Origin of the sequence: Streptomyces sp. NPDC059224, from assembly GCF_042754285.1 — a bacterium.
GTDB lineage: Bacteria > Actinomycetota > Actinomycetes > Streptomycetales > Streptomycetaceae > Streptomyces.
The window spans coordinates 61,922-73,975 of the sequence record NZ_JBHZAN010000036.1; the positions used below are offsets into that span (position 1 = coordinate 61,922).

Below are 12,054 nucleotides of genomic sequence, written 5' to 3' on the forward strand. Positions count from 1 at the left end.
CGATCACGGCCGCACCGGCCAGATCGTTCCGCCGGAAGCCACCCCGCCTCCCGCGCCTCCGTGTCCAAGTCGCGGAGGTCGCCGCCCGCGCGCGACCATGGCATGAGTCGGCCTTGAAGGAGCGCGCATGCGACGGAACCGACTGCTCACCTCGGCCGCGGCACTGAGCGCGGCCGCCGCACTGGGCCTGGCGGTGCCGCACACCGCCGCGGCCGCCACCGGGCACGGCTGTTCCTACGTGTCGTCGGATTACCGGCCCATGCTCACCTACGGCGACACCGGGGCCGCGGTCCGGCAGGCACAGTGCCTCAGCAACGCCTGGGGCGGCGAACCTCCCCAGCTCGCCTCCAACGGGCTCTACGGCGACCGCATGCTGAAGAAGATCGAGTGGATCCAGGTCTGCCACGGCCTCCCGGAGAGCGGTGTGATCGAGGGCCGCACCTGGCAGGTCCTGTACCACCCGCTGCTGGACTGTCACGTGCCGTACCCGAGCTGACGGCACCTGTCGCTGCCCTGCCCCGCCCTGCCCCTGCCCCTGTCCCCGCCGCCCGAATCGCCGGTCCCCCGCGCCTTCCCGCCCGAACCGACGGCCGGTGTCATCCGGTTCGGCCGTTAGGGTGTCGTTAAAGAAATCGCAAAGGGATCGCGGGACGAGACAGACGAGACAGGGGAGACAGCCTTGGGGGCTCCACGCCTGAGCAGGACGCCGTTGCCGGGAATCGGCGTGCGATACGACCTCACCACACGGGAGCAGCGCAGGCTCTCCGTGGTCGCGCACCGGGACGGTTCGCGGATCGTGAGCGCCTACCACCAGGACGATCCCGACGCCTGCGCCCTGTCGGTGCGGTTGTCCTCGGGCGAGGCGGACGCGCTCATCGACGCGCTGATGCCGACGCACCACAGCCCGAATCTGCTCTCCACCACCGATCTCGGCCTGGTGGCCGAGCGGATCGAGCTGGGCGCGACGTCGTACTGGAACGGCAGGCTCCTCGGCGAGACCCGGATGCGCACGGAGACGGGGGTGTCCATCGTGGCCGTGCTGCGCCGCGCCGAGGCGGTCCCCTCCCCCGCGCCCGACTTCCGGCTCGCCGGCGGGGACACGCTCATCGTGATCGGCACCCACGAGGGCGTCGAAGCGGCCGCCTCCATACTCGGACGGGAGTGAGGCCGCCGTGCACGACTCCGCCGTCTTCCTGATCGAGTTCGGGGCGATCATCCTCGGCCTGGGGCTGCTCGGCCGCCTCGCCGGACGCTTCCGGTTCTCGCCCATCCCCCTCTACCTGCTGGCCGGGCTCGCCTTCGGCAACGGCGGGATCTACCCGCTGGGCACCAGCGAGGAGTTCGTCGCGATCGGCGCAGAGATCGGTGTCGTCCTGCTGCTGCTCATGCTCGGCCTGGAGTACACGGCCAGCGATCTCGTCTCCAACCTCAAGACCCAGTACCCGGCGGGCCTGGCCGACGCCGCGCTCAACGCGCTGCCGGGCGCCGCCATGGCCCTGCTGCTGGGCTGGGGCCCGGTGGCGGCCGTGGTGCTGGCCGGTGTCACCTGGATCTCGTCGTCCGGGGTCATCGCCAAGGTCCTCGGCGACCTGGGGCGGCTCGGCAACCGGGAGACCCCGGTGATCCTGAGCATCCTGGTCCTCGAGGACCTGTCCATGGCGGTCTACCTGCCGATCGTGACCGCGCTGCTCGCCGGGGCCGGCCTGGCCGCGGGCAGCCTCACGCTGGCGATCGCCCTCGGGGTGGCGGGAGTGGTGCTGGTGGTGGCGGTGCGCTACGGCAGGCACATCTCCCGGTTCGTCTCCAGCGACGACTCGGAGAAGCTGCTCCTCGTGGTGCTGGGCCTGACGCTGCTGGTCGCCGGAGTGGCACAGCAACTCCAGGTGTCCGCCGCGGTCGGCGCGTTCCTCGTCGGCATCGCGCTCTCCGGCGAGGTGGCGGAGGGCGCGCATCATCTGCTCGCACCCCTGCGGGACCTGTTCGCCGCCGTCTTCTTCGTCTTCTTCGGCCTGCACACCGACCCGGCGAGCATTCCGCCGGTGCTGCTGCCCGCCCTCGCCCTGGCGGTGGTCACCGCGCTGACGAAGATCGCCACCGGCTACTGGGCCGCGAAGCGCGCCGGAATCTCCGCCAGGGGCCGCTGGCGGGCCGGCGGCACGCTGGTCGCCCGCGGCGAGTTCTCCATCGTCATCGCGGGTCTCGCCGTCACCGCCGGCATCGAACCCTCGCTCGGCCCGCTGGCCACGGCCTACGTCCTGATCCTCGTCATCCTCGGCCCGCTCACCGCCCGCTGGACCGAACCCCTGGCCCGCCGCCTCACCCGAGCATCCGGGACGACGGAGCCCCTTCCGGCCGAGGGCACGATCCCCGTCCAGGCCACCGCGGAGGAACCGGACCCGGTCCGCCGGGCGTGACGGTACGCCGCCCCGACGGTGTCCTCGCCGAGGTGCTCTCGGTGTGCCGGGCACCGGCCCGGTGACGCCGGGTCTGGAAGCGGAGGCACCGGCCCGGTTCGGCCGGGGCGACCGTGACGGTCGGCTTGGCCTCGGCCGTGTGGTGGCAGACGCGGTAGCGGGCAGCGCCGGGTCGACGGGAGTACCGTCGGCGGCTGCCATCGTCGCCGCGAGCGTGGCCGTCAGCGCGGCCGTCAGCGCGGCCGCCGGCAGCAGGGCCCCGTCACGGGACAGGTCACTTGTTCCAGGTCTCGTCGTACGGGTCGGCCGGTGTCGGGACGGGCTTGGCCTCGGAGACCGTGAGGAACGGGACCGGGCCGCCGTTCACCGGGTCGCGGGTCCGCCGGGCGGTGTAGGTGCCCGTCACCTGGAGCCAGGCGTCCGGCTGCAGGACCGGGGGGATCCTGCCGGTCAGCGCCACCTTCACCGGCTGGGCGTCCGCCGCGCAGCAGTTGAGGGCCATGCGCACCAGGTAGGGGGTGCCGGCGCCGTCCACGGCCACGAAGCCGGAGATACGGACACGGTGGCCGTGGAGCGAACGTCCGTGGTCGTACACCGCCCGGCCCGCGTAGTCGACCAGGTTGAGCGGGATCGGGTCCCCGGCGGGCAACGTGTCGTAGCCGTACGGCTGTTGCAGGGCCGTGCCCGCGCGCAGCGCGCTGTAGGAGCCGAGCGCGGGCGGGGCGATGAGGATCAGGGCCAGCAGGGGGAGGACCAGCAGCCAGGAGATCCGGGGTTCGGGGTGGCTGTGGCCGGTGGCGGCGGAGGCGGAGGCGGTACGCCGGCGGCTGCGGCGCCACTCGTACCAGGCCGTCGCCAGGGCCGAGACGATCAGGACGGCGCCCGCCGCCAGCAGCAGCGGGCGCAGGCCCGCCTTCACGTAGCGCAGATACAGGTCGGTGGCGCCCGCGTGCAGCAGGGCCACCCCGACCAGGAACATCATCGCCGCCTGGGCCTGCCGGTTCACAGCAGCACCGCCCCGGTCAGGACCGCGCCCGCGATCGCGGCGGCGAAGGTGGCCGGGGCGAAGCGCAGGGCGAAGCCACGGCCGAAGGTGCCCGCCTGCATCGCGAAGAGCTTGAGGTCGATCATCGGGCCGACGATCAGGAACGCCAGCTTCGCGGTGAGCGAGAACTGGGTGAGGGACGCGGCCACGAACGCGTCCGCCTCCGAGCAGATGGACAGGAGCACGGCCAGGACCGACAGGGCGAGGACGGCGATCACCGGGTTGGCGGCGGCCGTGCGCAGCCACTCCGCAGGGGCCACCGCCTTCAGCGTCGCCGCGGCCATCGCGCCGAGGACCAGGAAGCCGCCCGCGTGCACGGTGTCGTGGCGGACCGAGTCCCAGAACGCCTCCGCCCTGGTCTCGCCCTCGTGGTGGGCGTGGGCCGGCAGGCGCAGCCAGTCGGTACGGCCCAGGCGCTGCCACAGCCAGCCCATCCCGCACGCCACCAGCAGGCTGCCGGCGAACCGCGCCAGCACCATCTCGGGGTCGCGCGGGAACGCCACCGCCGTCGCCGTCAGCACGATCGGGTTGATCGCGGGGGCGGAGAGCAGGAAGGCGATGGCCGCGGCCGGGGTGACGCCCCGGCGGACCAGGGCACCGGCCACCGGCACGGACGCACACTCACAGCCCGGCAGAACCGCGCCGGCCAGCCCCGCGACCGGCACGGCCAGAGCGGGACGGCCGGGCAGGGCGCGGGCGAAGAAGGACGGGGGCACGAAGACCGCGATCGCCGCCGAGAGCAGCACACCGAGGACGAGGAAGGGGAGCGCCTGGACCACCACCGCCACGAACACCGTCATCCAGCTCTGCATCACCGGCGTCGACAGCGCGCCGCGCACCGGGCCCTGGAACACCACGACCAGGAGCAGCAGCAGGGTCAGGGCCAGGGGGGAGCTGAGATGCCAGCCTTCCTGGCCGGGCGGGGTGCGGGTGCCGTCGGCGCCGGGGGTCCCGTCCTCGGGCGCGCCGCCGGGCGGGGCGGCTTTCTCGGTGATGGCCACGGGTCGGATACCTCCGGCACTTCGGTCAGATCCGGGATTGTGCTCCCTCCCCTTCCCTACGGGCGGTCAGGGGCGGCTGTTCACTTCGTTGCTGGAACCATGCGTCCCGTTGAGGCAGTCTTTTCCCTTGTGGCGAGCGTTCCGTATCAGGGTGGTGGCGCCCCGGCTCACATGGTGGTCTGCGGCGACGACGGGCTCGCGCACCGGCTGGCGGCCGAGTTGCGCGTGGTGTACGGCGAGCAGGTCGTCCTCGTCGTACCGCCGAACGTGCGGATCGCCAGGCCCCCGGTGGTCGGACGGGCCCGGGCCGCCTCGGCCGCGCTCCTGGACCGGGTGGTCAGCGCCGCCGTCGGACGGGCCAACGGGAACGGCGGCGGTGCGGGCGGCGGTACCGGGCAGACCGCCGGTGAAGGCCCGCGCGGGGAGCGGGTGCTGGAGGCCGTCGAGGCGACCGAGGCCGTGCTCGCCGAGGCGGGCGTGGAGCGGGCCGCCGCGCTCGCGCTGGTGTACGACGACGACGAGACCAACATCCGGGCCGCCCTCACCGCCCGACGGCTGAACCCCCGGCTGCGGCTGGTGCTGCGGCTGTACAACCGGCGGTTGGGCCAGCACATCGAGGAACTCCTGGACCAGGCAGCCGTGTTGGCGGTCGGTGACACAAACGGCGGTGCGGGCGACACGTCGACGACCGTGCTCTCCGACGCCGACACCGCCGCACCCGCGCTGGCCGCCACCGCGCTTGCCGGTACCGGCAAGGTCGTCCAGACCGACGGGCTGGTGCTGCGGGCGGTGGACCTGCCGCCGGGGGCCCTCGCCGGGCCGGACGCCGACCGGGGACTGTGCACGCTCGCGCTGTTCTCGGCGAACAACAACGGTCCCGAACCGGGCGAGAGCGCCGGGGAGCAGGGGCCGCGGCTGCTGCCCGACGACGCGGAGGTACGGGCCGCGGGCGAGCGTGGCGTGATGGTGCTGGAGCAGGTGTCCTCGTCCGCGTCCGCCGCGGCGGCGCAGGACCGGCGCCGGATCGGGTTCCTGCCGCTGCTCGCCTCGCTGTTCTCGCGGCGTCTGCGGTGGTCGCTGGCCGGGGTGGTCGGGTGTGTGGTGGCGCTCGCGGTCGCACTGTCGGTGGTGACGGGTATCGATCCGGTACGGGCCTTCTACTACACGCTCCTCGATCTGTTCGCCATCGACGATCCCGCGATCGGGCAGTCGCTCGGGCGGCAGATCCTTCAACTGCTCTCCGGTCTGATGGGGTTGCTGCTCCTGCCGGTCCTGCTGGCCGCGGTCCTGGAGGCGCTCGGCACCTTCCGGACGGCATCCACGCTGCGCAAGCCCCCGCGGGGGCTGAGCGGGCACGTGGTACTGCTCGGGCTGGGCAAGATCGGGACGCGGGTGCTGACGCGGCTGCGTGAGCTGCACGTGCCCGTGGTGTGCGTCGAGTCCGATCCCGAGGCCCGCGGGCTGGCGGTGGCACGGCGGCTGCGGGTGCCGGTGGTGCTGGGGGACGTCACCCAGGAGGGCGTCCTGGAGGCCGCCAAGATCCATCGGGCGCAGGCGCTGCTCGCGGTGACCAGTGCGGACACGACGAACCTGGAGGCCGTCCTGTACGCGCGGGCGGTACGGCCGGACCTGAAGGCCGTGCTGCGGCTGTACGACGACGACTTCGCGACGGCCGTGTACCGGACCCTGCGGGCCGCGCATCCGCGTGCGGTCACCCGGAGCCGCAGTGTGTCCTATCTGGCCGCGCCGTCCTTCGCGGGGGCGATGCTGGGCCGGCAGATCCTCGGGGCGATCCCGGTGGAGCGGAAGGTGCTGCTGGTGGCGGCGGTGGACGTGGGCGGGCATCCGCAGCTGGAGGGGCGGACCGTCGAGGGCGCGTTCCGGGCGGGGGCCTGGCGGGTGCTGGCGCTGGAGGGGCGGCCGGGGGTGGTGGCCCAGGACCATGTGCTGCAGAGCGGCGACCGGGTGGTGGTCGCGGTCACTCGGCGGGGGCTGGCGGAGTTGTCCGGGCGGGTGGGTGGGCGGGTCACGGTGATCTCGTTCCGTGCGCGTGCGTCGTCGCCGGTCGCACGGTTCCCCGCGCCCCTGACGGGGCGCCGGGTGAGGATCGGGGCCGGTTCAGTCCGTCGGTGTGGCCGCCGCGGGCGTGAGGTGGCTTTCCGCGAACTCCATCTCCAGTCTCAGCTGCTTGATCCGTTCGTCGACCACCAGGGAGCCGTGGCCCGCGTCGTAGCGGTAGACCTCGTGGGGGGCCGAGCGGGCCGCCAGCCGGGCGACGTAGTTGTCGATCTGGCGGATGGGGCAGCGGGGGTCGTTGACACCGGCCGAGATGTAGACCGGGGCCTTCACGTCGTCGACGTAGGTCAGCGGCGAACTCGCGGCGAAGCGGTCCGGGACCTCCTCCGGCGTGCCGCCCAGCAGCGTGCGGTCCATCGCCTTCAGTGACTCCATCTCGTCGTGGTACGCCGTGACGTAGTCCGCGACCGGGACGACCGCGATGCCCACAGCCCAGGACTCCGGCTGGGTGCCCAGGCCGAGCAGGGTCAGGTAGCCGCCCCAGGAGCCGCCGGTCAGGATCAGGCGGTCGGGGTCGGCCAGGCCGGACTCCACCGCCCACTGCCGGACCGCCGCGACGTCCTCCAGCTCGATCAGGCCCACCCGGTGCTTCAGCGCGTCCGTCCAGGCCCGGCCGTAGCCCGTGGAGCCCCGGTAGTTGACGCGGACCACCGCGTAACCGTGATCCACCCAGGCCGCCGGGCCCGCCGCGAAGCTGTCGCTGTCGTGCCAGGTCGGACCGCCGTGCAGGTCGAAGACGGTCGGCAGCGGCCCCTTCGCTCCCACCGGCTTCTGGATCAGCGCGTGGATACGGCCGCCGGGGCCCTCCACCCACGCGTCCGAGACCGGGACTGACGGGGGGCACCTCATGCCCGGCGGGTCCAGGACCACCTCACCCGTCGTCGAACGGACCACCGGCGGCTCGGCGGCGGAGGACCAGAGGTACTCGACGCTTCCGTCGGGGCGGGCCGTCGCCCCGGAGACCGAACCGGCCGGGGTCGGGATCCCGGTCAGCGCGTGCGTCGCCAGGTCGTAGCGGAACAGTTCGCTGCGGGCCTCGTGGCTGTGGGCGATCAGCAGCGCGCTGCCGTCCGGGAACCACTCCGCGCTCACGTCGCCCGGCAGGTCCAGGGTCAGGTCGGTCTGCTCGCCGGTGACGACGTCCCAGACCAGCGGCTCCCAACGGCCGCGCCGCTGATGGCCGATGAGCAGCCGCGGATCGCCTTCGACGGGGGCGAAGCCGAGCACCTCCAGGCCGAGTTCCTCCGCGCCGCCCCGGGTGTCGTCCAGTTCGGCGACCGGGGTGGCGTCCGGGCGGATCACGCGCAGCGCCGAGTGCATCGCGTCGCCGTGCTCGGTGTGCTCGATGGCGATCAGCGAGCCGTCGTGGGAGAGGTCGCCGACACCCGCCGACTCGGGGTGGCGGTAGATCTCCCTCGGCTCCTCCCCCACTCTGACCAGGTAGATCGTCGTACCCTCGTCGTCGGTGGAGCGGCCCACGACCGCCGTACTGCCGTCCCTGCCCAGCGCCAGGCCCGAGGGGTACGACGGCTCCAGGCCCGGGGTCGCCTCCTCGTCGGCGCCGCCGCCGAAGGGCTGGCGCCGCCAGACGCCGAACTCGTCGCCGTCCTTGTCGTCGAACCACCAGATCCACGCGCCGTCCGGGGAGAGCAGCCCGTCCGTCGTGCCGTTCGGCCGGTTCGTCGCCTGACGCTGCTCTCCGCTCGCGCGGTCCCAGGCGTACAGCTCATACGTCCCCGTCGCGTTCGACACGAACAGGGAACGGTCGGGGGCGTCCTCCGCCCAGTCCGGCAGGGAGACCCGAGGGGCGCGGAAGCGCTTCTCCCAGTCCGGCATGTCGCTCTCACTCATGGCCGCAGTCATGGCCCCATAGTGCCCGCACCCGCCCACAACGCGCTGGCGGGCGGCCCCAGCCTGTGGACAACTTTGCGGCCGGCCGCCCGCGTCGGGCCGACCCCGCTCCCAACCGACGCAAAGCGCCCCGTACCGTGGACGGCGTGTACCGCTTCCTGCTGACACCCCGCTGGTGGGGCATCAACGTCTTCGTGCTGCTCGCCATCCCGTTCTGCATCTTCATGGGGTCCTGGCAGCTGAGCCGCTTCGAGTCACGGGTCGAGGCGCACCGCAGCGCCGACAAGCAGGTCGAGGACGCCCGGACGGAACCGGCCCGGCCACTGGCCGCCCTGCTCCCCGTCGACCAGTCGACCTCCGGCAAGCGGGCCACCGTCAGCGGCCGGTACGCCAAGCAGCTGCTGGTACCCGGCCGGCAGCTCGACGGCAAGGACGGCTTCTACGTCCTGACCCTGCTGCGCACCGGCTCCGGGCAGGCCCTGCCCGTCGTCCGCGGCTGGCTGCCCGGCAGGGCCGACGCGGCCGAGGTGCCCGCCCCGCCGGCCGGCGAGGTCACCGTCACCGGCGCGTTGCAGGCCTCCGAGACGCCGGGGGACAACGGCGTCAGCAACCAGGGCGGGCTGCCGTCCGGGCAGACGGCGGCGATCAGCGCTGCCTCGCTGGTGAACCTGGTGCCGTACCGGGTGTACGACGCGTGGATCACGCTGGACAAGGCCGACTCGGGGATGACGCCCGTACCGGCGACCGCGCCGGACAACTCGGGGCTCGACCTGAAGGCGTTCCAGAACCTCGGCTACACCGGCGAGTGGTTCGTGTTCGCGGGCTTCACGGTGTTCATGTGGTTCCGGCTGCTGCGCCGCGAGGTGGAGTTCGCCCGGGACGCGGCGCTCGGCCTGGTACCGGACGAGGAGAGCCCGGACCGGCAGCCGACCGCCGTCTGACCCGGACACCGGCAGCGCCCGCCGGCCCTCGCGGGACTCAGCCGCCCGGGGAGACCGGGGACCGCATGCCGAGCCACTGTTCACAGCCCCAGGCCTCGAACCGCTCCACCTCGGTGAACCCCAGCCTCGCCGCGAGACGCATCGAACTCACGTTGGCACTCTGGGTGGTGAGCACCACCGGCTCGCCGGGAAGCACGCCGGCGAGCCAGCCCAGTGCCGCCTCGCACGCCTCCGCGGCGTACCCGAATCCCCACGCCCGCGGCGAGAACAGGTAGCCGAGATCGGCCTTTCCCGCGGCGGCCGGACGACGGTGACCCGTGGCCCTCCTGAGCAGGATGTGGCCGATCATCGCCCCGTCGAGATCGACGACGAAGCTCCCCGGCCACCGTTCGGGCGTCTCGGGCAGCTCCCGTTCGAGGTCGGCGCGCGGCCGGGGGCCGCCGAGGTAGGTGTGCACCTGCGGCGAGGCGAGCAGCTCGACGAAGGCCGCGCGGTCCCGGCTGCCGGGCTCACGGAGCACGAGGCGCTCGGTCCTGATCGGTTCGGGCGGCCATGCGACAGATCCCAGATCGTCCATCCCGGCACGCTAACAGCGTGACCGGACGGCCGGACGGGATGCGTTCGGATCCGGCCGGACCCGCACCCCGCACCGCGTCTGCCGCCGGTCACACCGCCGGCAGGACCCCGGTCCAGTAGACCGTCCCGGCGCACGCGTTCGTCACCGTGGCGGAGCCGGTCGGGGACCCGGCCTCGGGGGTGTACGAGACCGCGACCCCGCCGTCGGCCGTACCGTCCTCGGTGAGCATCTGGGTGGTGACGCCCTCCGACCCGGAGGTGGTCGTACCGGTGGTGGCGCCGGGGTCCGTGGAGGGACTCGGGGAGGTCGTGGGGGTGCCGGTGTCGCCGGAGCCCCCGGTGCTGGAGCCGCTGGTCGGGCAGGTCGTCAGGGGGACGAAGCCGAACTTCTCGTCGTAGGCCGCGCCGGGTGCCAGGACCAGGCCGGTGAGCTCGGTGGACGGGTCGGGCAGCGCGGCCGCCGCGTCGCCCGAGGTGTGCCGGACGGCGCTGAGCTTGGTGGCGTCGGCCGCGCCCTGCGCGAGCAGGCCCACGCTGCCGGGGCCGCCGACGGTACAGCTGGTCTTCGAGACGTTCACGATCCGGAAGGTGCCGTAGACGACGCCGGTCGAGTCGGGGGCGTCGACGGTGGCGGTCGGGGTGCCGAGCTGGTCCGAGGTGCAGACCGGGGCCGTGGTGTCGGCGCTGGTCGAGGGGACGACCTTGGTGCCCCCGACGGTGCCGGCGCTCTGGTCCTTTCCGCCGTCCTTGGTGCCGCCGGGGTGCTGGTCGGTGCTCTGGCCGCCGCTGCCGCCCGCGGTGCCGGAGCCGCCGTCCGGGTTCTTGCCGCCGGCCGAACCACCCTGGGCCTGGGAGGCCTGGGCGGCCATGGAGGTGTTGGGGTCGGTGCCGCCGGAGTGGGAGACGTGTACGAGGGCGGGGATCGCGGTGCCGATGAACAGGGCCGCGGCCGCCATGCCGACGGCGGCCTGGCGCTTGCGGGCCCGGCGGGCCGGGACCGCGCGGTGCAGGTGGTCGAGGACGCCGTCACGCGGTGAGAGGTCGTCGACCGCGGAGTGCAGCATCCGTCGCAGGGCCAGCTCGTCCGGGCCGAGCCCGTCGTGGTCGGGGCCGAGCCCGCCGAAGCCCTGTCCGAGCTCCGTGGAGCCCTTGTCGTCGGGGCCGTGGTTCACAGTTCCGTTCCCAGCGTGCGATTGCGTGTGCTCTTGCTCGTGGTCCCGCGCCGAATCTCTCCGGCCGGCAGACCCGTGGCCCGGGTTCCGCTCCCCCGGACCGTGAGAACCGTGCGCCGCCGGACCGGGAGGTGGCGCACCGTGCCGTGTCGGCTCGTGCCAGGCGTAGGGCTCGTGGCGATCATGTGAGTCGCCTCCCTCGGGGCTGCCGGTCATGCGGCCGACTCCATCGCCACCCGTAGCGCCGCGATGCCGCGCGATCCGTAGGCCTTCACGGAGCCCAGCGAGATGCCGAGCGTCTCGGCGACCTGGGCCTCGGTCATGTCGGCGAAGTAGCGCAGCACGAGGACCTCGCGCTGGCGGCGCTGCAGGCCCTTCATCGCCTTGATCAGGTCGCGCCGCTCCAGCTGGTCGTAGGCGCCCTCCTCGGCGCTCGCCATGTCGGGCATCGGCTTGGAGAGGAGCTTGAGGCCGAGGATGCGGCGGCGCAGCGCGGAGCGGGAGAGGTTGACGACCGTCTGGCGCAGGTAGGCCAGGGTCTTCTCCGGGTCACGGACGCGTTTGCGGGCCGAGTGGACACGGATGAAGGCCTCCTGGACGACGTCCTCGCAGGAGGCGGTGTCGTCGAGGAGGAGTGCGGCAAGGCCGAGCAGCGAACGGTAGTGCGCCCGGTAGGTCTCGGTGAGGTGGTCGACAGTGGTGCCGGCCGCCGCCGTCTCCTCGGCTCCGTCGCGCTGGCTGGGTATGCGGGTGGGCCGCGCTGCGGGCATGGGCGCGATCACCGGCATGCCGCCGGGCACGCGGGGGCGCAGACCCGCGCGGGGCGGCCGCAGGGCCGTCGCGCCGAGGGGCGCACTGAGTTCGAGTACCTCTGCCACGTCAGTTGGACACGCCTGACCCCGTCGGGGTTGTACGTGCCGGGCATCACTTTTGCGCCGGGCGCGCCGGGCGGGGTCGCGCCGGGCATGCCAGATCGGC

The 12,054-nt window shown here is 73.4% G+C and carries 10 protein-coding genes and 1 pseudogene; 5 read left to right on the top strand and 6 right to left on the bottom strand.

Annotated elements, in window-relative coordinates; all coding sequences use genetic code 11:
• Positions 1-127 precede the first annotated feature (127 nt).
• The 3 genes from ACFXI4_RS34115 to ACFXI4_RS34125 all read left to right on the top strand — a co-directional run bounded on the left by ACFXI4_RS34115 (position 128) and on the right by ACFXI4_RS34125 (position 2,414).
• Positions 128-496, top strand: coding sequence for a peptidoglycan-binding protein (locus ACFXI4_RS34115; RefSeq protein WP_384998308.1), 369 nt, complete (start codon positions 128-130; stop codon positions 494-496).
• Positions 497-694: 198 nt separating this feature from the next.
• Complete coding sequence (locus ACFXI4_RS34120) at positions 695-1,165, top strand: cation:proton antiporter regulatory subunit (protein WP_384998395.1); 471 nt, start codon at positions 695-697, stop codon at positions 1,163-1,165.
• A 7-nt stretch (positions 1,166-1,172) separates the two neighbouring features.
• Positions 1,173-2,414 (top strand): cation:proton antiporter, encoded by a 1,242-nt coding sequence (locus ACFXI4_RS34125; protein ID WP_384998311.1) that lies wholly within the window; start codon positions 1,173-1,175, stop codon positions 2,412-2,414.
• A gap of 274 nt (positions 2,415-2,688) precedes the next feature.
• On the opposite strand, the gene ACFXI4_RS34130 is transcribed toward ACFXI4_RS34125, so the two are convergent.
• A complete protein-coding gene (locus tag ACFXI4_RS34130; RefSeq protein ID WP_384998314.1) occupies positions 2,689-3,420 on the bottom strand; it encodes a TIGR03943 family putative permease subunit in 732 nt (243 codons plus the stop codon).
• The gene (locus ACFXI4_RS34135; RefSeq protein WP_384998317.1) at positions 3,417-4,460 is read right to left on the bottom strand and encodes a permease; all 1,044 of its coding nucleotides are present in this window, start codon (positions 4,458-4,460) and stop codon (positions 3,417-3,419) included. The genes ACFXI4_RS34130 and ACFXI4_RS34135 overlap by 4 nt, the downstream gene beginning before the upstream one ends.
• A gap of 171 nt (positions 4,461-4,631) precedes the next feature.
• Here ACFXI4_RS34135 and ACFXI4_RS34140 point away from each other — a divergent pair.
• A pseudogene (locus ACFXI4_RS34140) lies at positions 4,632-6,473 on the top strand (NAD-binding protein); the annotation flags it as partial.
• Positions 6,474-6,578: 105 nt separating this feature from the next.
• On the opposite strand, the gene ACFXI4_RS34145 reads toward ACFXI4_RS34140, so the two are convergent.
• Positions 6,579-8,387, bottom strand: coding sequence for a prolyl oligopeptidase family serine peptidase (locus ACFXI4_RS34145; RefSeq protein WP_384998320.1), 1,809 nt, complete (start codon positions 8,385-8,387; stop codon positions 6,579-6,581).
• A 146-nt stretch (positions 8,388-8,533) separates the two neighbouring features.
• Between ACFXI4_RS34145 and ACFXI4_RS34150 the strand changes: the two genes are divergently transcribed.
• Positions 8,534-9,328, top strand: a complete 795-nt coding sequence (locus ACFXI4_RS34150) for an SURF1 family protein (protein WP_384998323.1) — start codon at positions 8,534-8,536, stop codon at positions 9,326-9,328.
• A gap of 37 nt (positions 9,329-9,365) precedes the next feature.
• Here ACFXI4_RS34150 and ACFXI4_RS34155 read toward each other — a convergent pair whose 3' ends face one another.
• The 3 genes from ACFXI4_RS34155 to ACFXI4_RS34165 all read right to left on the bottom strand — a co-directional run bounded on the left by ACFXI4_RS34155 (position 9,366) and on the right by ACFXI4_RS34165 (position 11,864).
• Positions 9,366-9,905 (bottom strand): GNAT family protein, encoded by a 540-nt coding sequence (locus tag ACFXI4_RS34155; protein ID WP_362715513.1) that lies wholly within the window; start codon positions 9,903-9,905, stop codon positions 9,366-9,368.
• 88 nt (positions 9,906-9,993) lie between these two features.
• Entirely contained in the window at positions 9,994-11,076 is a 1,083-nt protein-coding gene (locus ACFXI4_RS34160) for a hypothetical protein (protein WP_384998326.1), read from the bottom strand.
• Positions 11,077-11,288: 212 nt separating this feature from the next.
• Positions 11,289-11,864: a SigE family RNA polymerase sigma factor gene (locus tag ACFXI4_RS34165; protein WP_362715523.1), complete on the bottom strand. Its 576-nt coding sequence runs from the start codon at positions 11,862-11,864 to the stop codon at positions 11,289-11,291.
• Positions 11,865-12,054 lie beyond the last annotated feature (190 nt).